The sequence below is a fragment of the Mycolicibacterium bacteremicum genome (assembly GCF_002086115.1).
GTDB classification, from domain to species: Bacteria; Actinomycetota; Actinomycetes; order Mycobacteriales; family Mycobacteriaceae; genus Mycobacterium; species Mycobacterium bacteremicum.
Genome location: NZ_MVHJ01000029.1, coordinates 16,014 through 39,348, shown reverse-complemented (window position 1 = coordinate 39,348; position 23,335 = coordinate 16,014). Strand labels below are relative to the sequence as shown.

22 protein-coding genes are annotated in these 23,335 nt (G+C 68.8%); 11 read left to right on the top strand and 11 right to left on the bottom strand.

All coding sequences use genetic code 11. The features are described 5' to 3' along the window. Window positions 1–115: 115 nt before the first annotated feature. Complete coding sequence (gene dnaA, locus BST17_RS23700) at window positions 116–1,603, bottom strand: chromosomal replication initiator protein DnaA (protein ID WP_083061351.1); 1,488 nt, start codon at window positions 1,601–1,603, stop codon at window positions 116–118. Window positions 1,604–2,191: 588 nt separating this feature from the next. Between dnaA and rpmH the strand changes: the two genes are divergently transcribed. The 9 genes from rpmH (at window position 2,192) to BST17_RS23655 (ending at window position 8,434) form a co-directional block, all read left to right on the top strand. Beyond that, window positions 2,192–2,335, top strand: a complete 144-nt coding sequence (rpmH, locus tag BST17_RS23695) for a 50S ribosomal protein L34 (RefSeq protein WP_073695092.1) — start codon at window positions 2,192–2,194, stop codon at window positions 2,333–2,335. Between the two features lie 21 nt (window positions 2,336–2,356). Next, the gene (rnpA, locus tag BST17_RS23690) at window positions 2,357–2,734 is read left to right on the top strand and encodes a ribonuclease P protein component (RefSeq protein WP_083061350.1); all 378 of its coding nucleotides are present in this window, start codon (window positions 2,357–2,359) and stop codon (window positions 2,732–2,734) included. Next, window positions 2,731–3,015 carry a membrane protein insertion efficiency factor YidD gene (gene yidD / locus BST17_RS23685; RefSeq protein WP_083061349.1) on the top strand — a complete coding sequence of 95 codons (285 nt, stop codon included), beginning with the start codon at window positions 2,731–2,733 and terminating at the stop codon, window positions 3,013–3,015. The genes rnpA and yidD overlap by 4 nt, the downstream gene beginning before the upstream one ends. Continuing rightward, window positions 3,008–4,129, top strand: coding sequence for a membrane protein insertase YidC (gene yidC / locus BST17_RS23680; protein WP_083061348.1), 1,122 nt, complete (start codon window positions 3,008–3,010; stop codon window positions 4,127–4,129). Before yidD ends, yidC begins: the two co-directional genes overlap by 8 nt. 74 nt (window positions 4,130–4,203) lie before the next feature. Beyond that, window positions 4,204–4,755, top strand: coding sequence for a Jag family protein (locus BST17_RS23675; protein WP_083061347.1), 552 nt, complete (start codon window positions 4,204–4,206; stop codon window positions 4,753–4,755). 76 nt (window positions 4,756–4,831) lie between these two features. Next, window positions 4,832–5,515 carry a 16S rRNA (guanine(527)-N(7))-methyltransferase RsmG gene (rsmG, locus tag BST17_RS23670; protein WP_083061374.1) on the top strand — a complete coding sequence of 228 codons (684 nt, stop codon included), beginning with the start codon at window positions 4,832–4,834 and terminating at the stop codon, window positions 5,513–5,515. After that, window positions 5,512–6,435 carry a ParA family protein gene (locus BST17_RS23665; protein WP_083061346.1) on the top strand — a complete coding sequence of 308 codons (924 nt, stop codon included), beginning with the start codon at window positions 5,512–5,514 and terminating at the stop codon, window positions 6,433–6,435. Before rsmG ends, BST17_RS23665 begins: the two co-directional genes overlap by 4 nt. 37 nt (window positions 6,436–6,472) lie before the next feature. Then, window positions 6,473–7,477, top strand: a complete 1,005-nt coding sequence (locus tag BST17_RS23660; protein WP_083061345.1) for a ParB/RepB/Spo0J family partition protein — start codon at window positions 6,473–6,475, stop codon at window positions 7,475–7,477. Window positions 7,478–7,687: 210 nt separating this feature from the next. Beyond that, window positions 7,688–8,434, top strand: a complete 747-nt coding sequence (locus tag BST17_RS23655) for an acetyltransferase (protein WP_083061344.1) — start codon at window positions 7,688–7,690, stop codon at window positions 8,432–8,434. A 21-nt stretch (window positions 8,435–8,455) separates the two neighbouring features. Here the strand turns inward: BST17_RS23655 and BST17_RS23650 are convergent, their stop codons facing one another. The 8 genes from BST17_RS23650 to BST17_RS23615 form a co-directional block, all read right to left on the bottom strand. Then, window positions 8,456–9,649 carry an N-acetylmuramoyl-L-alanine amidase gene (locus tag BST17_RS23650; RefSeq protein WP_083061343.1) on the bottom strand — a complete coding sequence of 398 codons (1,194 nt, stop codon included), beginning with the start codon at window positions 9,647–9,649 and terminating at the stop codon, window positions 8,456–8,458. Between the two features lie 127 nt (window positions 9,650–9,776). Beyond that, window positions 9,777–10,112, bottom strand: coding sequence for a thioredoxin (gene trxA, locus BST17_RS23645; protein WP_083061342.1), 336 nt, complete (start codon window positions 10,110–10,112; stop codon window positions 9,777–9,779). Window positions 10,113–10,123: 11 nt separating this feature from the next. Next, window positions 10,124–11,086: a thioredoxin-disulfide reductase gene (gene trxB / locus BST17_RS23640; RefSeq protein WP_083061341.1), complete on the bottom strand. Its 963-nt coding sequence runs from the start codon at window positions 11,084–11,086 to the stop codon at window positions 10,124–10,126. An 81-nt stretch (window positions 11,087–11,167) separates the two neighbouring features. Next, window positions 11,168–11,773: an RsmA family anti-sigma factor gene (locus tag BST17_RS23635; RefSeq protein WP_083061340.1), complete on the bottom strand. Its 606-nt coding sequence runs from the start codon at window positions 11,771–11,773 to the stop codon at window positions 11,168–11,170. Window positions 11,774–11,780: 7 nt separating this feature from the next. Continuing rightward, the gene (gene sigM / locus BST17_RS23630; RefSeq protein WP_083061339.1) at window positions 11,781–12,341 is read right to left on the bottom strand and encodes an RNA polymerase sigma factor SigM; all 561 of its coding nucleotides are present in this window, start codon (window positions 12,339–12,341) and stop codon (window positions 11,781–11,783) included. A gap of 101 nt (window positions 12,342–12,442) precedes the next feature. Further along, a complete protein-coding gene (murJ, locus tag BST17_RS23625) occupies window positions 12,443–16,012 on the bottom strand; it encodes a murein biosynthesis integral membrane protein MurJ (RefSeq protein WP_083061338.1) in 3,570 nt (1,189 codons plus the stop codon). Next, a complete protein-coding gene (locus BST17_RS23620) occupies window positions 16,009–18,375 on the bottom strand; it encodes a hypothetical protein (RefSeq protein WP_083061337.1) in 2,367 nt (788 codons plus the stop codon). Before BST17_RS23620 ends, murJ begins: the two co-directional genes overlap by 4 nt. After that, window positions 18,372–19,154, bottom strand: a complete 783-nt coding sequence (locus BST17_RS23615; RefSeq protein ID WP_083061336.1) for an NUDIX hydrolase — start codon at window positions 19,152–19,154, stop codon at window positions 18,372–18,374. The genes BST17_RS23620 and BST17_RS23615 overlap by 4 nt, the downstream gene beginning before the upstream one ends. A 109-nt stretch (window positions 19,155–19,263) precedes the next feature. Here BST17_RS23615 and BST17_RS23610 point away from each other — a divergent pair, with 109 nt between their 5' ends. Beyond that, window positions 19,264–20,721 (top strand): CCA tRNA nucleotidyltransferase, encoded by a 1,458-nt coding sequence (locus BST17_RS23610; protein WP_234807791.1) that lies wholly within the window; start codon window positions 19,264–19,266, stop codon window positions 20,719–20,721. 15 nt (window positions 20,722–20,736) lie between these two features. Continuing rightward, window positions 20,737–21,237, top strand: coding sequence for a pullulanase (locus tag BST17_RS23605; RefSeq protein WP_083061334.1), 501 nt, complete (start codon window positions 20,737–20,739; stop codon window positions 21,235–21,237). Here the strand turns inward: BST17_RS23605 and BST17_RS23600 are convergent. Both BST17_RS23600 and BST17_RS23595 read right to left on the bottom strand, forming a co-directional pair. Further along, entirely contained in the window at window positions 21,221–22,423 is a 1,203-nt protein-coding gene (locus BST17_RS23600) for an ankyrin repeat domain-containing protein (RefSeq protein ID WP_083061333.1), read from the bottom strand. The genes BST17_RS23605 and BST17_RS23600 overlap by 17 nt on opposite strands. A gap of 130 nt (window positions 22,424–22,553) precedes the next feature. Beyond that, window positions 22,554–23,330, bottom strand: a complete 777-nt coding sequence (locus tag BST17_RS23595; RefSeq protein WP_083061332.1) for a TIGR03084 family metal-binding protein — start codon at window positions 23,328–23,330, stop codon at window positions 22,554–22,556. Window positions 23,331–23,335 lie beyond the last annotated feature (5 nt).

Here is a 23,335-nt window from a genome sequence, read left to right as displayed (position 1 = left end):
GCGAAAGTGACAAAAGTTTTTCGGCGCGGATGGCTCTGCTCCGGCGTTTCGCGCGCGCGTCGGATCCCGTCGAGACCGCGCGGCGGTCCTACGGATGTGATGTCGGCAGCGAATTTCAGCGCTTGGAGCGCTGACGGATGCGGGTGGTGAGTTCCTTGACGTGGTCGAAGATCTCACGTCGTTCGGCCATTCCATCGCGGATCTTGCGCTCGGCGTACATGACCGTGGTGTGATCGCGGCCGAACGCCTCGCCGATCCGGGGCAGGGACAGATCGGTCAGCTCACGGCACAGATACATGGCGATCTGGCGGGCCTGGGCGAGCGCTCGCGTCTTCCCGGGACCGCGTAGTTCCTCGACCGAGGTCTCGAAGTACTCGGCGGTGGCGGCCATGATGGTGGCGGTGCTGATCTGCATGGTGCTGGCATCGGCGATCAGATCGCGCAGCACGATCTCGGCCAGCGACTTGTCGATGGTGGTCTTGCTCAGCGAGGCGAAGGCCGTCACGCGGATCAGTGCACCCTCGAGTTCACGGATATTGCGCTCGATGCGGCTGGCGATGAGCTCCAGCACGTCGTCGGGGACGTCGAGCCGGTCCATCTGCGCCTTCTTGCGCAGGATCGCGATGCGGGTCTCCAACTCGGGCGGCTGGACGTCGGTGATCAGGCCCCACTCGAAGCGGGTCCGCAACCGGTCCTCGAGGGTTGCCAACTGTTTGGGGGAGCGATCCGAGGAGATGACGATCTGCTTGTTCGCGTTGTGCAGTGTGTTGAACGTGTGGAAGAACTCTTCCTGGATGCCGTCCTTGCCCTCGATGAACTGGATGTCATCGACGAGCAGGATGTCCACGTCGCGATAGCTGCGCTTGAACGACGCCTTGCGATCGTCGCGCAGCGAGTTGATGAAGTCGTTGGTGAATTCCTCGGTGGAGACGTACTTCACCCGCATGCCGGGAAACAGTCGCTGGGCGTAGTTACCGGCCGCGTGCAGCAGATGGGTCTTGCCCAGACCGGATTCACCCCAGATGAACAGCGGGTTGTAGGCCCGCGCGGGTGCCTCGGAGATGGCCAGGGTGGCGGCATGGGCGAAGCGATTCGAGGAGCCGATGACGAAGGTCTCGAAGGTATAGCGCCGATTCAGCGTCACCGAGTTGTCGGCCGGCGGGGCGGTGTTCTGGGACCGGTTGAAATAGCTCGGCCAGCTGGCCTCGGCACTGGCCAGCGCCTCGAGATCGTCATCGACCTCTTCGGTATCGGCGCTGTCCTGCCCGGATGCGGGTTCGGGCTCGTCATCGGGTTCTGGCGTGGCGATACGGACACCGAGTTCCACCCGCTGGCCGAGCTGCCGGCTGAGTGCGGCGATGATCGGTTCGCGCAGCCCGCGTTCGATCTCGTTCTGGACGAACGCCGTCGGAACGGACAGCAGTGCGAAGCCCTCGGTGATGACGAGCGGCCGCACGAGTTTCAGCCAGGCGCGCTGCTGGGCGGTGAGGGTTGTCTCACGAGGGCCACCGTCGACGGTCTCGCCGAAAGGAGTTTCACCGTTGAGTTCGGCGACGACGTTGTTCCAGACCGTGACGAAAGAGGATTCTGGGTCCGCGGTCAATGACGCCTACCCCCTTATGGCTTCCTCGGGATGTCCCGGGGGCGACAGTAACAAACTGTCCACATAGTTATCCACAGGCTGTGGACAGCGGTCAGTAGCAGTTGTCGCGTTATCTTGCGGCGTGGATGCCTGTGTCGGAGCTCGTCACATTCCGCTGGCGGTCTGTGGGCTCGCGGCCGGTGGCCGTCCTCGCTCTGGTGTCCGGCGCCGTCTCAGGTGCAAAACGGCATTGCCAGAAGCTAACAGTTTTCTCTCGGAGTGCCAACCGTTCTGCAACATTGCGCGCGGGTTCGTCACGCGCCGTGGATCGTTGGTGACGGGTGTGACTTTTGTGTCCGGTGATGTGCAGTTCGGGGGCGGTGTGACGGGCCTGGCCAGGTTTGACCCAGACAATTCTCGTCAGTACCCTCGAGCAGTCGCCCACACGTGGCGATACGGCCGGGAATCGGTCCTCGAATCCGTTCGGGGCGCCGCGCCGGCTAAGTACGCAAGATCGATGAGCTTACCAACGGTGCTCGCATCTTCGGCTGTCATGACATCCATGGCGGCTGCGGGTGTTGGCACCAGACCGAACGAGGAGAGACAGCCGTGGCCAAGGGCAAGCGGACTTTTCAGCCGAACAACCGCCGCCGGGCCCGTGTGCACGGTTTCCGGTTGCGGATGCGCACGCGTGCGGGTCGCGCGATCGTGTCGGCACGCCGGGGCAAGGGTCGCCGTTCTCTCACTGCGTGATTCGACGCAGGGTCTGCGGCGGTGCTTCCGGCCCAGTACCGCATGACACGGTCCACGGATTTCGGTGTCACTGTGCGGCAAGGCGCCCGGGCGGCACAGCCTGATCTGGTTGTGCACTCCTGGCGTGACGTGGCCGGCGACGAAAGCGTCGTCGGCCCGAAGATAGGTCTGGTGGTGTCCAAATCGGTGGGGACAGCGGTGCAACGGCATCGTGTCGCGCGCCGGTTACGCCACGCGGCCTATCGCATTCTCTGTGACGGACAGTCCGGACTCGAACCACGCGATCGCGTGGTCATCCGTGCGCTTCCGGGTAGCCGCGACGCCGTCTCTGCGCGCCTGGAAACCGAACTGCGCGCTGCGCTCAAGCGCACCCAGAGCCCACGGCAGGCCCGATCGTGACGGGATTGCCGGCCAGGTGCGTGATCTTCGTGATCCAGCTGTACCGCACGATGATTTCTCCCCTGCGGCTGCCATCGTGCCGGTTCACCCCCACCTGTAGCGAGTACGCGGTGGATGCCTTGACCGAATGGGGTCTGCTCCGCGGAAGTTGGCTGGCGCTGGTGCGACTGGCCAAGTGCGGCCCATGGCATCGCGGAGGATGGGACCCGATACCCGAGCGCGGCGAGAAGGCCGACGAGTTGACTTCAGAAGAAGTCGTCAGGAGCGATTCCGTTGTTTAACTGGTTCAGCCTCGACATCATCTATTACCCGGTGTCGGGCATCATGTGGGTCTGGTACAAGGCCTTTGCCTTCTTACTCGGCCCCTCGAACTTCTTCGCCTGGGCGCTGTCGGTGATGTTCCTGGTGTTCACCCTCCGCGCCATCCTCTACAAGCCGTTCGTCAAGCAGATCCGCACGACCCGGCAGATGCAGGAGTTGCAGCCGCAGATCAAGGCGCTGCAGAAGAAGTACGGAAAAGACCGCCAGCGGATGGCGCTGGAGATGCAGAAGCTGCAGAAGGAACACGGGTTCAACCCGATCCTCGGCTGCCTGCCCATGCTGGCCCAGGTTCCGGTGTTCATCGGCCTGTTCCACGTGCTGCGCTCGTTCAACCGGACGCAGGGTGGTTTCGGTCAGATCCAGCTGTCGGTGGAGCAGAACCGCGCGACCGGGAACTACTTCTTCAGCCCGACCGATGTGGCGCACTTCCTGGACGCAAACCTCTTCGGTGCCCCGCTGGGCGCGACGATGATCCAGACGTCCGGTCTGGACGCGTTCACCGAATTCAGCCGGGTCGCCGTGATCGGCGTCGGCGTGCCGATCATGATCCTGGCCGGCATCGCGACCTACTTCAACAGCCGGGCCTCGATCGCGCGCCAGAGCCCTGAGGCCGCGGCCAATCCGCAGACCGCGTTGATGAACAAGCTCGCTCTCTACGTCTTCCCGCTCGGCGTGGTCGTCGGTGGTCCGTTCCTACCGCTGGCCGTGATCCTGTACTGGTTCGCCAACAACATCTGGACGTTCGGTCAGCAGCACGTGGTGTTCGGCAAGATCGAGAAGGAAGAGGAAGCCAAGAAGGCGCTCGAGCTCGAACGCCGTGCGGCGAATGCGCCGGCCCCGGGTGCCAAGCCCAAGAAGCGCAAGCAGGTCAAGGAGACGGTCGCCGGCGAGCAGACCTCAGCCGCCGAGGAACTGACCGAGCCGCCGTCGGCCCAGGAGTCCGACAGCAACACATCCGGCTCCAGAAAGACGCAGAGCACCAAAAATGAGAATGGTGCGAAGAACCCGGCATCGTCGCGGGCCCCGGGGAACACCCCACGTCCCGGAAGCCGACCCAACAAGCGCAAGCGCTAGAAGCCAAGCCGAGAGCCGATGAATCCGGAAACCGACCGGATGGCGGACGCGGCGAAGTTAAGGAGAACACCGATATGACTGACGCAGAGATCACCGACCGCACCGACGAGGCGAGCAGCGACGCCCAGGAGCAGACGGCTCCGGAGCCCGCCGAGGACGACCTGGAGGACCGTTTGGTCGCCGAGGGTGAGATCGCCGGCGATTACCTCGAGGAACTGCTGGATCTGCTCGACTTCGACGGCGATATCGATCTGGACGTCGAGGGTGACCGGGCCGTGGTGAGCATCGACGGCGGCAACGATCTGAACAAGCTGGTGGGTCGCAAGGGCGAGGTGCTCGATGCGCTGCAGGAGCTGACCCGATTGGCCGTGCACCAGAAGACCGGCGAGCGGAGCCGGCTGATGCTGGACATCGCCCGCTGGCGTCGGCGTCGCCGTGACGAACTGGCGGCGCTCGGTGACAAGATCGCCCGGAAGGTGCTGGAGTCGGGGGAGCGCGAGGAGCTTTCGCCGATGACGCCGTTCGAGCGCAAGATCGTCCACGATGCGGTGGCGGCCGTCGACGGTGTGCGCAGCGAGAGCGAGGGCGCGGAGCCGTCGCGCCGTGTGGTCGTCCTCCCCGCCTAGGCGAGTTACACCCATGTAGTTTGAGCGACAAGTTCAGGGCCGTCGGCTGGAGCGTTACACCGGAGGAATGTTTCACGTGAAACATGGCGAATTGAGTCCGGCGCCCCAGGCGGCGGCCCTTTGCTTTGCCGACCGCCTGTCCATAGCGCAGCGATACGGCGAAATCCTGGCGGGGTCGGGAATCGAGCGTGGACTCATCGGGCCGTCCGAGGTGGACCGGCTGTGGGAGCGCCATATTCTCAACAGCGCCGCCATGGCCGAACTCTTCGAGCCCGGGGAGCGGGTGGTGGATATCGGCAGTGGTGCGGGGCTACCCGGGATTCCACTGGCGATCGCACGGCCGGATCTGAATGTCACGTTGGTCGAGCCGCTGCTCCGCCGGAGCGAGTTCCTGCGCGAGGCGATCGAGGAACTCGGCATCGAGGTCGCCGTGGTGCGGGGTCGGGCGGAGGACAGGACGATCCGGGAAGAGGCCGGGGGCCGGGACGCGGTGGTGTCCCGCGCGGTGGCTCCGCTGGACAAATTGTCGCGCTGGAGCCTGCCGTTGTTGCGGACGGGCGGTCGAATGCTGGCGCTTAAGGGGGAGCGGGCAATGGATGAGGTCGAGACGCATCGGCGGACTCTCAGTTCGCTTGGTGCAACCGAGGTGAGGGTGGTGAGATGTGGCGTGGACTTTTTGAATCCACCCGCCACCGTGGTCGTGGCACGACGCGGCGCGGTGGACAATCGGACGGGGCGACCCGGCAGGAGGAAGCGATGACCGGGCAGCGTGATGTTTCACGTGAAACATGGACGCCCGCAGCCGACCCGTGGCCGGCCGCGGATACCCCGATCGCTGCCGAAGCGGAGCGCGCCAGCCGGCTGTTGCACAATCGTGAGCGCGGTCTGCCGCGCCCCGACCGCCAGCGGGTATTCACCATCGCCAATCAGAAGGGCGGGGTCGGCAAGACGACGACCGCGGTGAACGTCGCGGCAGCGCTGGCGCGCCAGGGGCTGCAGGTGTTGGTGATCGACCTCGATCCGCAGGGCAATGCCAGCACGGCGCTCGGTATCGAACATCGACAGGGCACACCGTCGTCCTACGAGGTGCTGATCGGGGAGATTCCGCTCGCCGAGGCGCTACAGCGCAGCCCGCACAATGAACGGCTGTTCTGTGTTCCGGCGACCATCGATCTGGCCGGTGCCGAGATCGAACTGGTGAGCATGGTCGCGAGAGAGGGGCGGCTGCGCTCGGCCCTGGCCGGGCTCCGGGAGCACAACTTCGACTACGTCTTCATCGACTGCCCGCCGTCGTTGGGACTGCTGACCATCAATGCGCTCGTGGCCGCACCCGAGGTGCTGATCCCGATCCAGTGTGAGTACTACGCCCTGGAGGGTGTCGGGCAGTTGTTGCGCAATATCGAGATGGTGAAGGCACACCTCAATCCGGAACTCGACGTGACCACCGTGGTGCTCACCATGTATGACGGTCGTACCCGGCTCGCCGACCAAGTGGCCGAGGACGTGCGGGCGCACTTCGGTGCCAAGGTGTTGCGGACCGTTATCCCGCGCAGTGTGAAGGTCTCCGAGGCGCCCGGCTACGGGATGACGATCCTCGACTACGACCCGGGGTCGCGCGGTGCGATGAGCTATCTGGATGCCAGTCGAGAAATCGCCGAACGCGGACGGCCGGCCACGTGACCCGGTCAGCACAGCAGCACATCAGGAGGAGGGGCCGATGAACCAGGCGAAGAAGCGCAGCGGACTCGGACGGGGACTGGCGTCGTTGATCCCGACCGGACCCGCGGAAGGCGAGGCGCTCGGTGCCCCGCGGATCGGGGACAGCGCCGCCGACATCCTGATGGGTGGCGCGCCGAAGCCGGTGCCGGAACCCTCGGCCGCCGAGACCGCCGCCGTTGCCGAATTCGGCGCCGTGTACCGGGAGATCGATCCCAAGCTGATCGACCCGAATCCGCGCCAGCCCCGGCAGGTCTTCGATGAGGAAGCGCTCTCGGAATTGGTGCACTCCATCAAGGAGTTCGGCGTCATGCAGCCGATCGTGGTGCGTGCGCTACCGGCCGATGACGGGACGACGCGCTACCAGTTGGTCATGGGGGAGCGGCGGTGGCGGGCCTCCCAGGAGGCAGGCGTGACGGCGATCCCGGCCATCGTCCGAGAGACCGCTGACGACAGCATGCTGCGCGACGCGCTGCTGGAGAACATCCATCGCGCTCAGCTGAACCCCTTGGAAGAGGCCGCGGCGTACCAGCAATTGCTCGACGAGTTCGGCGTCACCCATGACGAACTCGCCTCACGAATCGGTCGGTCACGCCCACTGATCTCCAACATGATCCGCCTGTTGCGGCTGCCGATCGCGGTACAGCGCAGGGTGGCCGCCGGGGTGCTCTCGGCCGGCCACGCGCGGGCGTTGCTCTCGCTGGAGGGCGGGCCGGAGAAGCAGGAGGAGCTCGCGGCACGCATCGTGGCCGAGGGATTGTCGGTTCGGGCAACCGAGGAGGCCGTGACGCTGGCCAACCGCAACGGTCCGACCGAGCCGCCGGCGCCGCGCCGCAAGCCGATCCAGATGCCCGGTCTGCAAGATGTCGCCGAGCAGCTGTCGACGGCGTTCGACACCAGGGTCACGGTCAGCCTGGGCAAGCGCAAGGGCAAGATCGTCGTCGAATTCGGATCGGTCGACGATCTGCAGCGCATCGTCGAGCTGATGAACTCCGCCAAGCAATGAACGGGCCATTTCGTCGGCGTTTTTCCCGGACCGGGGACAAGGGCGAATTACGTCACTGTGACACTGGATCGGCCCGGGGTGGCCCCGTTGCCGGCCTGATGTAGAGATCGTATGTGTGCCAACAAGTTTGAGCCTGGGCATCCATGCGGCGGCATTTCTCCTATCCTGGAAGTCCGTGCGCTTTCCAGAACTGAAGGTTGAGGACTCCTAGTGTCAGCGCGAATCAGCCCGCTTCGGCTCGAGGCGTTCGATCAGCTACCCAAGCATGCGCGGCGGTGCGTTTTCTGGGAGGTCGACCCGTCGACGGTGCAGGGGGAGGACCACCTCGCCGATCCCGAGTTCGAGAAAGAGGCGTGGCTGTCGATGGTCATGCTGGAGTGGGGTTCGTGCGCGCAGATCGCGATCGTCGGTGCCGACGTGCCCGGCGAACAGGACCCGGACCGGGCCGCGTTGATGATCGAGGAACCATGTCTGGGTTATGCGTTCTACGCGCCGCCCGGGGCGGTGCCGCGTGCCGGCCGATTCCCGACCGGACCGGTCAGTGCCGATGCGGTGCTGCTGACATCGTTGGGAGTCGAGGCCTCCGACGATGGTGACCGGATGTCACGGGCTCTGGTGACCGCCGTGGTCGGGGATCTGGTCCGGCGCGGTGTGCGCGCCCTGGAGGCCTTCGGGCGCACCACGCTCGCCGACGAACTGTGCGGGGACACCACTACTGCGGAGATCGCGGCGGTGGTCGAGGCACTCGGCGACTGTTCGGCCGCCACGTGCATCGTGTCCGCGGATTTCCTCACCGAGATGGGATTCGAGGTCGTCGCGCCGCATCCCTATTTTCCGCGCCTGCGGCTCGAGCTGGAACAGGGCCTGGGCTGGAAGGCCGATGTCGAGGCCGCCCTGGAACGACTGCTGGAGAGCGCCCGACTGCAGGCGCCGGTCGGCGCCGCCGCGTTCGGCTGACCGGGTCCGCCGTCGGATCGGCTAGGTGGGGGAGACGCGGCCGGCATCGACCGACAGCTCGTGCGCCAGCAGTTCGGCGAAGGTGAACGTACCGGTGGGCCGATCATCCTTGCCGAGCAGGTACAGCCGCTTCACCGCGGCCAGCATGCCCTCGGCGATGGCGTCCCGGGACGCCGCTGTGGCCAGCATGGTCCGATCGTGCGGGTTGCTGACATAGCCCAAATCGACCTGCACAGTGGGCATCCGGGTCAACCGGAGCAGATCCCAGGTTCGGCCGTGCACGCGGCAGTCCCGAGATCCCGTGCGCGCCACCAGTTCCCGCTGGATGAAATCGGCGAGGTTGCGGCCGATCGTGGAGACCGAGCCGTGCGAGTTGCCGAAATGGAAGGAGGCGACACCGCTGGCCGACGCGCTCGTGTGGCCGGTGCAGCGCAGGCTGATCATCAGGTCCGCGCCGACGGTGTTGGCCGTCGCGGCCCGTTCGGCATCCGAGGGGCTGCGGTTGGACGGCCGCGACAGGAAGGTGTCCATCCCGATCGCGGTCATTCTGCCTTCGAGCCGACTTGCCAAGTCCCACAGGATGTCTGCTTCGCTGATGGGTCCCTCGGGACCCTGGATGATGGCACCCAGGTCGTCACCGCCGCGGCCCGGATCGATGATGACCCGCTTACCGGACAACCGCGGGCCGGAGCGGCGCACCAGCTCCTCCTCGCGGATGGCGTGCGGGGAACCGCCCGTGACGCGTGAACCCAGGAAGTACAGCGAGCGCAGCGTCTCCGGGCCGCAGACCCCGTCCGGGAACAACCCGTACTCGCGTTGGAAGAACATCAGCCCGTTGTGGGTCTGCAGACCGAAGTGGCCGTCGACCAGTCCGGTGTAGAAACCGAGATCCTGCAACCGGGCCTGCAGCGTGGCGACGTCATCGCCGTACATCGGTGCGCCGAACTGGTGCGACAGGGTGCGGGCGCCCAGCTGATAGGAGGCCTCGCGCAGGGCGCGCGCCGTCGCCTCCCCGACCATCCCGTCGACCAGCAGACCGCGGTGCTGCTGGAAGGCGCGTACCGCGTGGTCGAGTTCGTCGTCGAACAGGTCGACGGCGACATGGCGGCCGGTGGTCGGGTCGGCGTCGGGGTGTTCGATCATCCCCAGACCAGCGAGCGCCGCCCTGATCTCGACGACCGCACTTCCGCGATCGCCGCGACGCAGAATCGACATACCTGGCCTTTCAGACATATTGCACCCCCGTCCGAATCGACGGCAGCTGCAGTCCGGACAGACAGCATTGTCTCAGATGTCGCGCAAAATCCGGAAAACCCCGGCGTGTACCAGTGCGAAAGCGTGATCAGCCGAGATCGTCGGCGATCTCACGCAGCAGGGCGGCCTTGCCCTTCGCGCCGACGATACGCTTGACCGGCTGACCGTCCTTGAACAAGATCAGCGTCGGGATCGACACCACCTGAAAGTCCCGCGCGGTCGCTGGATTGGCGTCCACGTCGATCTTGGCGACCTTGAGATCACCGGCCTTCTCGCTGGCGATCTCCTCGAGTACCGGGGCGACCATCTTGCACGGCCCGCACCAGGTGGCCCAGAAGTCGACCAGCACGGGGGTGGAGCTGGACAGCACGTCCTGGTTGAACGAATCGTCGGTGACGGCAACGGTCGCGGAGTTCTCAGCCATGGAAATTTCTCCTAATCTTCGGTGGGAGCGGGGAATTCGGTGAGCCAACGTTCGGTGTCGATGGCCGCCGAACAACCCGAGCCGGCGGCGGTGATGGCCTGACGATAGGTGTGGTCCACCAGATCGCCTGCGGCGAAGACGCCTTCGAGCGACGTCGCGGTGGTGCGGCCGATCACCTTGACGTAACCGTCGTCGTCCAGATCGACCTGGCCCTTGACCAGATCCGAGCGCGGGATGTGGCCGATGGCAACGAACACGCCGGACACCTCGAGCTTGGACTCCTCGCCGGTTACCGTGTTGCGCAAGCGAATTCCGGTCACCTTGGGATCACCCTCGATCTCGTCGACCGCGGTGTTGGTCAGGAAGGTGATCTTCTCGTTGGCCTGCGCGCGCTCCAGCATGATCTTGGAGGCGCGGAACTCGTCGCGCCGGTGGATCAGGTGGACGCTGCGCGCGAACTTGGTGAGGAAGATGGCCTCCTCCATCGCCGAGTCACCGCCGCCGATGACGGCGATGTCCTGCTCGCGGAAGAAGAAGCCGTCACAGGTGGCACAGGTGCTCACCCCGAGGCCGATGCGCTCCTGTTCGCCGGGGACACCGAGCTGACGGGCGGCCGCACCCATGGCGAGGATCACCGACTTGGCGCGGTGCGTCTCGTCACCCACGGTGACGGTCTTGATCGGCCCGCTCAGGTCGACGGAGTCGACATCCTCCATGCGCAGGTCGGCCCCGAAGCGCAGCGCCTGCTCACGCATCTCCTCCATCAGGCTCGGACCGGTGATGCCTTCCCGGAAACCCGGGTAGTTCTCGACCTCGGTGGTCGTCATCAGCGCACCTCCGAAGGAGATGCCCTCGAACACCAGCGGCTGCAGCTGCGCCCGCGCGGTGTACACCGCCGCGGTGTACCCGGCCGGGCCGGAGCCGATGATGATCACGTCGTGGATGGTGGACGTGTCCTCAGAAGTGGTGGACATCGTGGATATCCCGACCTTTCTGCCGCAAAGGCGGCGTGAGTTCAAACATCAGCGTAGGCCCGGCTGTTCCCGGCCTGCATGTTAGGGGCGCGGCAGCACCGTGTCCGCCCGTGCGGGCGATGAACTGGCCGGGCAACCGGTGCCCACCACGATGACGCGCAGGCGTGCCGGGTCCGGTCCGGGCAGCACCAGCAGCACGCCGTCGGGGACCGGCTGGGCACCCAGGATGGGGGTATCGGCGGGCCGGCCCAGACTCACCAGGCACGCCCCTGGGTCGGTGATGCCACCCAGGTCGGGGGGCCGGCCGAGCAGGGCGCGCAGCGCCGGCACCGGTAGCGGTGGCGCGGCGGCCGGCGGCTGCACCGTGATGTGGGCGGCGGTGATGCCACCATCGCCGAACCGGGGGGCGGCGGGCTGTTGGGGCCGGGTCAGCGCGACAGTGCCGATGCCGACAGCGGCCACCGCGGCCAGCATGCCGATGAGCACGCCCGGCCGGTGCCCGGCCGGTGGCCGACTGGCGTGCCGGTCGGGTGCGCCGGCCGGCGGCAGGACCCGGTGATTGCCGCGCAGTGCGGCGACGACGGCGGCGCTCACCTCCGGTGGCGGTGGCGGTGCGGGCGCCTCGGCCAGGTCGGCCAGTTCGCGGCGGACCCGGGCGGTCGACGCCTCGTCCGACTCGCTGTGCACCCGTCCATCATCGCGCGACCGGAGCCTGCAGGGGTTTCAGGGCGGCGGCGAGTTTGGCCCTGCCGCGGGCGCACCGGCTCTTGATGGTGCCCTCCGGGACCCCGAGCAGCTGCGCGGTCTCGGCGACCGAGAAACCCTGCATGTCGACCGCGACGACGGCCGCCCGCTGATCGATGGGCAGCCGCAGCAGGGCCTTCTCCACGACGATCGCGGTGTCCACGCGTGGGATCGGGTCGCGAGCGTGCCGGGCGGTGTAGGGATCCAACGGGGCGGTGGGGCGCGCCCGGTACCGACGCAACCGGTCCAGGCAGGCGTTGACCAGGATGCGGTGCAACCAGCTCTTCACGGTGCAGTCGCGCCGGAACCCGGTGGCATTGCAGTGCGCGGACAGCATCGCCTCCTGCAGGGCGTCGCGCGCGTCGTCGGGGCAGCGGGTGATGATCCGGGCGAGCCGGTACAACTGTGCCTCGTAGCGGTGGAACAGTTCCTCGAACGCGAACCGGTCCCCGGCGATGTGCGCGGCCAGCAACTGTTCATCGGTGCGGATCTGCTCGGCGAATTCCCCCACAGCCGAACCCTAAGGACGCCGCGGGCACCGCTGCGACACTCATTTGGCCCAACTGCCCTGACCTGCGTGGACGGGGGCAGAGTGCCTGGGGATAACCGCGGTCAGGACCGCGTGTTGAGGGTGATCTCGGAGATATCGGTGCGGCTCTTGCCGTCCACGTTGCCCAACGTCGAGATCCACACCAGCACATAGGACGTGGACTGCGCGTCGGTGATGTCGATGGTGTTGGACCCCCGGGTGAGCGGGGTCGGCGGGCTCAGCTCGGTGGTGTCCTCCAGCGATGCCGGGTTCGCCGAGTCGGAGGCCCGGATCTGTACCGAGGTGCCGACGCTGGACACATTCAGGGTCACCGATCCGAGTTCGGTGGGCTGGGGTAGTTGCAGCATCAGACCCACACCGTTCTTGAACCCGGGGAACGGCGCCGGATCGGAGTAGGTGTCGGTCGGCCACGCGGTCGCCGGGTTCCCGTCGATCGCCAGGCCCGCCTCGGCCGGCGCATCGGCCTCACCCTGCGGGGAGTAGACGGTGGCGCGCACCGGCTTGACCGTGCCGGTGTCGGCTTCGGCGGTGGTACTCGTCGGGCTGTTCAGGCCGAGCTCGTCGCGGTCGAGGCCGCCGCCGACGTCGCCGAAGATACGGCTGAGCACCGTTGCCAGCAGTACGAACACCACCACGACGAGGGCGCCGCCGACGGTCAGGCCGATGATCAGTCCTTTACGGCGACGGGCCACCGAGGCCGGGTCGCCGTCGTCGCCGCCGAATCCGGCCGGCCGGCCGGCGGGGGATTCGTCCAGCGGGGCGATGTACTCGGTGCGGTCGGCCACCGCCGTCGCCTGCTGCAGCAGGTTCAGCAGCGTCGGCGCGCTACGGATACCGCCGCCCTCCTGTACCGCGCGGGTGGCGGCCGCCGAGATCTGGAACGGGATGTCGGAATTGACCGTCTGCGGTTCGACGGGCTGCCCGACGGCGTCGAGCGCGGCCGGTTCCAGCCCGCCGCGCGAGCCCGAGACCGGCAGTGGCCACCGGTTGACCAGCAGGGCGTACAGCGCCGCGCCCACACCGCGGATGTCGTCCTCGGGAGTGGCCTCGGGCAGCGTGGCCGGGAAGGCCAGCGCGACATCGCCCTCGATGCTGACCCGGATGCGCCCCGGATCGTCGATGGACAGCGCGACCCCGGACCGGTGCGCGATCTCGGCGGCGGCGGCCAGCGACTGGACGGCGCGCGCGCCGCCGATCGGGGAGGGCGCGGTCTCGGCGACCTCGGTCAGCGATCCGCCGCGGATCCACTCCGCGATCACCAGGCCGCCGGATCCGGCGCGGGTGACGTCCATGATGCGGGCCAGCCCGGGGCTGTCGATCTTGGACAACCGCTGGGTTCTGGCCAGGATGTCCTGCAGTTCGCTGTCGGGCAGTGTGCCGTCCGGGTCGACGAAGGTCAGGGCCACCTGGCGATCGAGCGCGGTGTCCAGGGCGTGCCAGAACCGCAGCTTGTCGGTGCCACCGTGGGACACCAGCAACCGGTAACGGCCGCCGATGATGGATGCGCCCGGGATCAGGTGCAGATCCTCGCCGAGGGCGGCCTCGGTGGGACCCTCGCGGGGCGGTTCGAAGGCCAGCGGCTCGCGGGACGGATCGCCGCCGTAGTCGGCGGGCGGCCGGGCGGTGAACCCGCCGGTGTCGGGCTGGAAGTCCGCGGCGGTCAGACCCGGGTCGGCCGCCGATTCGGCGGCGGACGGATCCGCACCGCCCTTGCCCTGCAGGGGAATCCGGGTGGTGGCCCCCGAGTCGGACTCGGTCCCGTTACCGGCGTCTGGCGCGGACCCGCTGCCGGGGGTATCGCTCACCGATGGTCCTTTCCGAGTGTGACTCCTGGCAATCTCTGCCTGCGGTGCGTACCGGCGGGCTGCCGGGGGGCGTGGAGGCCGCATCGGATGCGAATTGCTCCGATCAGGGTACGTGACCGGCGGTGCGGGTCGATGTGCGTCGGGACGCCCCGTGCGCCCCGGGGCCGACCCCGTGCGGCTGCGGAGCCGCCGCTGCACCGCGGCCACGGCCGACAACGCGTCGGGCACCTTGGCCGCCCACAACACCGCCCCGACGATGGGGCCCATGATCAGGCCGATGACGATCAGCCGCAGCAGTGATCCCAGACCGCCGCCGTGCTCGGTCAGCGCCTCCAGCCCGAGCAGCTGGTCGACGACATGCGCCGCGAGCCCGGCGAGCATCGAGGCGGCGATGGTGACCAGGATGGTGCGCACGACGTCGACACCGATCATGCGGCCGCCGCTGCGCGCCGGGATCAGGTTGGCGCGCAGCACCGCATAGCCGACGGTGGCCCCGGCCAGGAAGCCCAGCCCGTTGGCCAGGCCGAGGTACCCGGCGACCATGCCGGGGTCGGCGACCAGATGCGGTACCGCCACCGAGGCCGCGATCTTGACGGCGGTGATCACCAGGATCAACACGATCGGTGTCCACGGCTGCTGCCGGGCATAGAACACCCGGAGTTGCAGCAGCACCAGCGAATACGGGATCAGGGTGAACGCCGACAGGGTGATGGCCATACCGAGATAGCGGGCGTCGGTGTCACCGAAGTTGCCATAGGCGAACAGTGCGCTGCCGATCGCCGGCCCGCCCACCGTCATCACCGCGACCACCGGGATCAGGGTCAGCATGGTGAGCCGGGTGGCCAGGTTCAGGTCGGCCAGCACCGCGGGCCCGTCGTCGGCGGCGGCGTTGCGCGACAGTCGCGGCATCACCACGGTCAGGACCGTCACGCCGATGATGCCGAACGGCAGTTGCAGCACCAGCCAGGTGTAGTTGTAGATGGCCGGCCCCGATGCCGATGCCGCACTGGCGATCTGATTACCGACGACCAGCCCGACCTGGCTGATCAGCACGTAGAGCACCATCGCCAGCGCCATCATCCCGAAGGTCTTCATCCGGTCGTCGATGCCCCACAGCGGCCGCATGCTGACCCGCTCGGCGCGCAACGCGACGAACACCACGGCGGCCTGGGCCACCACACCCAGGGTGGTGCCGATGCCCAGCACCAGCAGCTTGGCATTGCCCATCTGGACCGGGTCGATCGAGAGCTCGCCCGGCACGATCAGATAGAGCGCGATGGTGGCGATGGCCACCACGTTGTTGACCACCGGCGCCCAGGCCGGCGGGCCGAAGATGTTGCGGGTGTTCAGGATTGCCATGAACACCGAGGACAGGCCGTAGAAGATGATCTGCGGCAGCAGTAGATATGCGAAGGCCGTCGTGAGAGGCCGGTTCACCAGCGGCTCGGCGCCGAGCATCAGGTCGGTGAGCAGTGGCGCGGCCAGCGTGGAGGCGATGGTCGCCAGCAGCAGCAACAGGGTGGCCAGGGTGAGCAGCTTGCGGATGAAAGCGGCTCCGCCATCGGGATCTTCGCGTTCGGCGCGTGCCAGCACCGGCACGAAGATGGCGGTGAACGTCGCCTCGAGCACCAGCGCCGCGATCAGGTTGGGCAGCTGGTTGGCCACCGAGAAGGCGCTGAGCAGCGGGCCGCCCAGGATGATCGCCAGCAGCACCATCCTGGCGAACCCGGTGAGCCTGCTGATCAGCGTCGCCAGCGCCATGGCCCAGGAGCGGGACACCACGGCGGAGTCGGACAGCTCCGTGCGGGTCCGTTGCACGGCGCTCATCGGCCGCCGCCGGTGCGGGGTTGCTCGTCGGCGGTGTGGGCCAGTGCGGTGTCCAGGGGGTCGGGCCGGCGCGGTTCCCGGGTCGGCGGGATCAGGTCGGCGCGGTCGGGCTGGCCGCGGAACCGGTGCCAGAGCCGGCGCCCGACCAACAGGGCCAGGATCAGCCCGCCGGTGAGGCTGATGAAGAACAGCACCTTGCCGTAGGCGTTGGAGTGCACCGACAGCCGCACCGGGTCGCCCAGGGCCATCCCGTCGGCGGTCGACAGCGCCACGTCGACGGCAAAGCGCTGGGTGAAGTGCACCTCGATCGGGACGCGCACCGGCAGAAAGCCCGGCGGCAGTTCGATCACGCCCGGATCGGTGACGGTCATCCCGGGCGGGGCGTCGATGCGCAACCGCACCCGGATCGGCACCGGCAGATCGTTGCGCAGCGCCAACGGCAGCGGGCTGCGTTCGGTGGCCAGCGTGTACGAGCCACCCGGGTTGACCACCGTCACCGCGCCGAACAGATCCGCGACGGTCCGGCTGACCGTCGAAAGCCGTTGCTGGGCAGCGCCGGTGCGGAACTGCGGCGGGACCGACTGGCTCAGGGCGCGCAGCATGTCCTCGCGCAGCGGCGCGGTGTACTGGGTGCCGGTCAGCCCGGTGCGCTCATCGACGGTCAACGCGGCGGTCAGCCCGCCGAGGCGCCCGATGACCGCCCCGATCCCGGAGGTCACCCCGTTGTCGAAGGCGCCCGTCGGGTCACCGGTCCAGGGCGGGGGAGTGGCCGCCTCGAACGGAGCGGTGGCCGGGGTCTGCGCGATGACGACGGGCAGCGGGCGCGGGTCGGCCAGGCCGGCCCGGATGGCGGTGGCCACCGCGGTGAGCACGCCCTGCGCCTCGTCGGGATCGAGGTCCCAGGTCATCGGCGGCGCGACGATCTGGGTGCGCGGGGTGGCGTCGGGTTGCAGGCCCCGCCACAGCAGTGCCCCGAGCGCGTCCTGCAGGCGGGCGATGCGCGAGTCGTGTTGCAGCGGGATGTGCAATCCGCGGTCGAGGTAGGTGGGTGTGCGCGGGTCGGCGCCGACGCCGGCCAGCGCGGCGCCCAGGGCCGGGTCGAAGGGTGCGACCACCACCTGTGGGGCGTAGCGCTGCGGGGCGAGCTCGGCACCGGTGCCGTCGGCGGTGCTCAGCGGCGCGGCGGCCACCGCGACGGTGGGGGTCTGCTGGGCCAGCAGCGCGACCGCACCCTCGGTCAGCGGTCCGTCTCCGATCAGGGTGGCCCCGCGCACCGAGCGCACCCCGAGGATCTGGTCGACGATATCGGCGGCGGCCCCGGTGGCGACGGTGTTGAGTGCGCCGTCGCCGACCCGGCGCAGCGCGTCCAGGTCGGCCTGGGCGTACACCGTCGGCGTGACGCACAGCCGCTGCGCCAACGCCTTGAGCCGGCCCAGCCAGTTGGCGGCGGCCTCCTGCCCGGTGCCGGGCCGGGTGGGGGCGTTCAGCCCGCCGGCGGGATCATCGCTGACGACGTAGCCGGCGGTCATCGCGTTGACGGTGATGAGCAGATCCGGGTCGACGGCCAGACACAGTGCGGCGCGGACCGCCCCGTCGGCGTCGACGGCGGCACCGGTGGCGAAGTCGGCGGCCGACAGCAGGGTGTCGAGTCGACCGCCGGGCGCCAGCGAGGTGGCCAGATCGTCGTCGAGCAACCGCACCGGCGTCGTGCCGCCGGGGATGCCCGCCGCCAGCCGCGGCCGGTCGGCCAGCGGCCACAGCACCGTCGTCGCGACCGGGCGTGAGGTGTCCGGCGGTACCACCGCGGACAATCCCTCGGCGTCCCCGGTGGCCGGGTCGGCCGGCACCCCGAGCACCGGCAGCAGGAACCGGGCGTCGTCGAGTCGGGCCGGAGCCCCGTAGTCGGGGGTGCCGTTGACGTTCACCAGCATCGGGTAGACGCCGGGCTGTTCGATCTGCAGGGTCGGTTCGCCGCCCCCGCGCACCGGGTAGGACAACGTGAACGGCACCTCCTGGCCGCGTTCCAGTTCGCCGGACACCGTGATGAACGGCGCGACGGCGGCGTACTGGTCGAGGTCGCCGGTCAGATTCGTGCGCAGTCCGGCGGACCCGGTGACCGCCGGCGCGTGCTCCAGACGCACCACCACGTCGCGTACCGGACGGTCGCCGATATTGCTGACGGTGCCGGCGACGCTGACCACCGACCCGGTGGTGGTGGTGACGGTGTCCGGGGTGACGCGGTCGATGCGGAGTTTCAGGAACGGGGTCTCGCCGGGTTCGGCCGCGGCGGGAACGCCCGGGGTGAACAGCAGGACCAGCAGGAGGGCGGTGAGGACGCGCAGCAGCACCCTCGCCGATCTCATTGGCCGGGTCCGCAGCCGTTCGCCCGCCGGGGCGGCGACTCCTCCGGGCGACGGTTGCGGGTGTGCGAATGGGTCTGGGGGCGCCGCCGCGGCGAACTCTGCGGCAGCGGCGGCAACGCGCCCTCACCGTCGGTGTGCAGCTTGTCGATGAGTTCACCGGCGACCACCGCGAGCCGGCGTTCGTCGGCGTAGGCCAGCCGGGCGGGCAGATCGCGCAGCGGGACCCAGGCCACCTCGGTGACCTCCATGTCCTCATCGGAGAGGTCGCCGCCGAGAAAACGCATCAGGTAATGGTGCACGGTCTTGTGCACCCGCCGGCCCTCGGTGACGAACCAGTAGTCGATGCTGCCGAGCGCGGCCAGCACGCTGCCCTGGATACCGGTCTCCTCGGCCACCTCACGGATCGCGGTCTGTTCGGCGGTCTCACCGACCTCGATATGTCCCTTGGGCAGCGACCACAGCATCCGGCCGCGCCGGTCGATGCGGCCGATCAGCGCCGCGACCTGAGTGTCCTTGGGTCCGTCGATGCCGTCGATGACCAGGCCGCCCGCCGAGGTCTCGTGCACGGTGCGCAACCGGTCGGGGGCCCGGCGGTCCTGGCGCGGCCTGCGGTTCTGGCCGGGTTTGGCCTGCTGACCGTTCCCCGGAGGGGTGGGTTTGGGTTGGCCGTCGGTCGGGGTCGAGGCGCCTTGCGCGTCGGCTGCGGGCGGACCGGCAGCCCGGCGACCGCGGCGACGCCCTCGGCGCCGTCGCGGTTTGGCCTGCTCGCCGTCCGACACCCAAGCGATGATAGTTGCCGTCGGTTCACCTGATCGCCACACGCGCTTGTCGTGGCCGGGCTGTCGCCGGGTCGTTACCACCCTGGGAGGCTCACTAGACTCCCCGAACGTGCCGTACGACCAGACCCCGGACACCGCCGATGCCGAGCTGTTGGCGGGCGCGTGGGTTGCGCTGAACAAGTACGGCGATGTGCTCCGCGATATCGGCGCGGTGTTCGAGGCCGCCGGCCACGAGCTGTACCTGGTCGGTGGCAGCGTGCGGGACGCGCTGCTGGGCCGGCTCTACGCGGACCTCGACTTCACCACCGATGCCCGGCCGCAGGAGATGCAGAAGTTGCTGCGCGGTTGGTCGGATGCACTGTGGGACACCGGGATCGAGTTCGGCACCGTGGGTGTCGGCAAGGCCGGCCGCCGATTCGAGATCACCACCTTCCGCGCCGACAGCTACGACCAGGTGTCGCGCAATCCCGAGGTGCGCTTCGGCGACCGGCTGGAGGACGACCTGGTCCGCCGCGACTTCACGGTCAACGCGATGGCGGTGAAGATCACCGGTGCCGGGCCTACCGAGTTCGTGGACCCACTCGGCGGTCTGGCCGCGCTGCGCGAGCGGATGCTCGACACCCCGGCCGAACCGCAGGTGTCCTTCGGTGACGATCCGCTGCGCATGTTGCGTGCCGCGAGATTCGTGTCACAGCTGCGGTTCGCGGTGGCGCCCCGGGTCACCGAGGCACTGATCGAGATGGCGCCGCAGCTGGGCCGCATCACCGCCGAACGCGTCGCCGCCGAACTCGACAAGCTGATCACCGGCGCCGATCCGGTGGCCGGTATCGACCTGATGGTGCAGACCGGTCTCGGTGATGTGGTGCTGCCCGAGGTGGGCGAGATGCGGATGGCGATCGACGAGCACCATCAGCACAAGGACGTGTACTGGCATTCGCTGACGGTGCTGCAGCAGGCCATGGATTTGGAAGGTCCTGGAGATCCCCCGGATCTGGTGTTGCGCTGGGCCGCCCTGTTGCACGACATCGGCAAGCCCGCCACCCGCCGGCATGAGCCCGACGGCGGCGTCAGCTTCCACCACCACGAGGTGGTGGGCGCCAAGATGGTGCGTAAGCGGATGCGGGCGCTGAAGTACTCCAAGCAGATGGTCGACGATGTCTCCCAGCTGGTGTACCTGCACCTGCGTTTCCACGGTTACGGCGACGGCCGGTGGACCGACTCGGCGGTGCGCCGCTATGTCACCGATGCCGGTCCGCTGCTGGAGCGGTTGCACAAGCTGGTCCGTGCCGACTGCACCACGCGCAACAAGCGCCGTGCGGCGCGGCTGCGGTCGAACTACGACGATCTGGAGAACCGGATCGCCGAGATCGCGGCCAAGGAGGACCTGCAGCGGGTCCGGCCCGACCTGGACGGCAACGAGATCATGGCGATCCTCGACATCCCGGCCGGACCCCAGGTCGGCAAGGCCTGGAAGTACCTCAAGGAACTCCGGTTGGAGCGCGGACCGCTCGATCACGACGAGGCCGTGGCCGAACTTCGGAATTGGTGGAACGCCCAGCCGTCCTGATGCGTCTGGACCGGTATGGACTACTGCCTGTCTGACGGCGCCGGCGGCGCGGACATCTGGTCGGCCGAGCCGACCCTGGACATCGACGGCGACGGGGTGCTCGACGCCATCGGTCTCGATATGGACGCCGATGGTGCGGCCGACGACGCGTTGGCCGATCTGGACGGCAGCGGTGCGGCCGATCATGCGGTGCACGGGCGGGACGGCACCGCACCGGCCTATTTCACCGATGACGGTTCGGGCACCTGGGCGGTCGCGGTGGACCGGGCCGGGCAGCTGCGCTGGTTCGGCCTCGACGGCGTCGAATCCTTCGGTGGGCCGCTGGTGGACTTCGACGGTGACGGCGCGGCGGGGGAGCGGTTGCTCGACGTCGACGCCGACGGGCTGGCAGACCGCGTGCTCGGCGGGCCCGACGGTACGGCCTATGCCGACCGCGACGGTGACGGCCGGTGGGATGTGCGGTTCACCGATGCCGACGGGGACGGCTCGGCCGACACCGTCAGTGATCTGACGTGATCTGCAACAGCCGCGCAGCCTCCGACTGATACGCGTACTCGGCCCAGCCCTGCGGTGTCGCGTCGAACCGGGTGTCGCGCAGCGTGCGGTCCGCGCCGGCGTCGAGCAGTCGGCGGATCAGCGCCAGATCACCGGACCAGGCGGCGTGGTGCAGGGCGGTCGCCCCGTCGGCATCCCGTTGATCGGGGTCGTCGGGCAGCCCGACGACCACCGGCGCCACCCCGGCGGTGTCGATACCGTGTCGGGCCAGCAGGGCCAGCCGCTCGGTGAAGCCGTGCTCGGCCGCCCAGCCGACTTGACGGTGCCACATCTGGGTGCGGGTCTCCATGGCTTCACCGAGGCGTTGCTCCCAGGGGCTCGGACCGGCATCGGCCAGCCCGTGGTCGAACAGCAGGTGCAGGTGCGAATCGTCGGGCCGGAACATCCGGTTGTAGAGGGTCTGCTGATCCACCGGGTGCGCACCGTGGCGCAGCAGCAGCGTGGCCAGCCCGTCGGCGGCCGGGTGCCGGGGCTGCCGGCGCGGACCCTGCTCGCCCTCGCCGAACACGCCGGTCAGCACCGTGAAGGGCGTCGACATCCCGCGCCACAGATATCCGGCGTTCGGATCGGCCCCGGCCTGCAGCAGCAGGGTGGCCGCGGCGAGGCTGTCGGTCTCGGGCACCCGCGAGTAGGTCAGGTACAGCAGCGGTGTCCAGCCGAACGGGCCGCCGGGGGCCGAGGCGAGCGCCGGGTCGGTGCGCAGCAGCGCGGCCAACCGGTCCGGGTCGGCCGCGGCCGCGACGGCCCAGATGTGCGGGTCGGTCAGTGTCGGTTGCATCTCCCGGGCGGCCTGCCAACGGGGCGGCGCGTCGGTCTGGTCGTAGCGCAGGCAGGCCAGCGCGCAGAAGCGGTCCGCCGGATCGGCGGCGGTCTCGTCGAATCGGGACGGGTCGGCGCTCAGGTCGGCGGCGGTCTCGAGGTAGTGCACCAGCGCGGGCCACCCGCTGAAACCGTACCGGCGGGCGACGGCCAGCTGAGCGTCGTGCAGGGCGAATCGCTGACCGCGCAGCGCGATATCGGGCCGGGGGTGGTGCGTGTGGATCGCGTCCAGCGCCGCGGGGTCGGCCGCGGCGACGGCGCGCTGCAGACTGCGGGCGTCGTCACGCAACCGCGACAATGAGGGATTGTCGGGCAGAGAACTGGCCATGAGGGCCTCCTCTCGAAATGCCCGTCGTCCGCGAACCGGGCCGAGAAGAGGTCATCGAATGACAACTGCGGCAGGGAGGCTGAGCCTCTTCGAGCGGACATCGGGCGGTCCTGCGCGCCCGGCGCCGATGCTACCCGCGGCCCTTGCCGGGCGGGCCGGCGAAGGCCTGCGCGATGGTCAACCACTTCTGGGCGTCGGCCCCGGTGGCGACGACGTCGAGGTCAGCGGGCGCCCGGCGCTGGGTGACCAGCATGCAGAAATCCTCGGCGGAACCGCGCACGGATTGCGCCGCGTCCTGCGGCCCCCACGTCCACACCGCCCCGTCGGGACCGCGTAGTTCCACGTGAAACATTTCGGCGGGTGGCGTGAGACCGTGCACGGTGAACGCGAAATTCCTTGTGCGAACTCCGATATGGGCGATCGAACGCAGCCGGGCCGTCGGGGACCTGCGCACGTCGAGCGCGTCGGCGACGTCCAGACCGTGCGCCCAGGTCTCCATCAGCCGGGCCGTCGCCATCGACGGTGCGCTCATCGGCGGGCCGAACCAGGCCAGCTTGGCACCGTCCTCGACGGCCAGCAGCGCCTCGTGCAACCGGGCGCGGTCGGCCCGCCAGTGCGCCAGCAACTCCGCGGGCGGGGTGTCGGCCAACTGCTCGGCCGCCGCGTCGACGAAGCCGAACGGATCCTGGGCCGCCTCGGCGAGCACCGCATCGAACGCCGCGCGATCGGTCGCGGACTGCAGCGCCACCCGGTCGGTCCACCACAGGTGCGCGATCTGGTGGGCGATCGTCCAGCCCGGGGCGGGGGTGGCGGTGCGCCACCCTGATTCGGGCAATTCCGCCAACAGGGTGTCGAGCTCGTCGCTCTCGGCACGCAGATCGGCCACCATCGGCCCGGCACCAGCCATGGCTG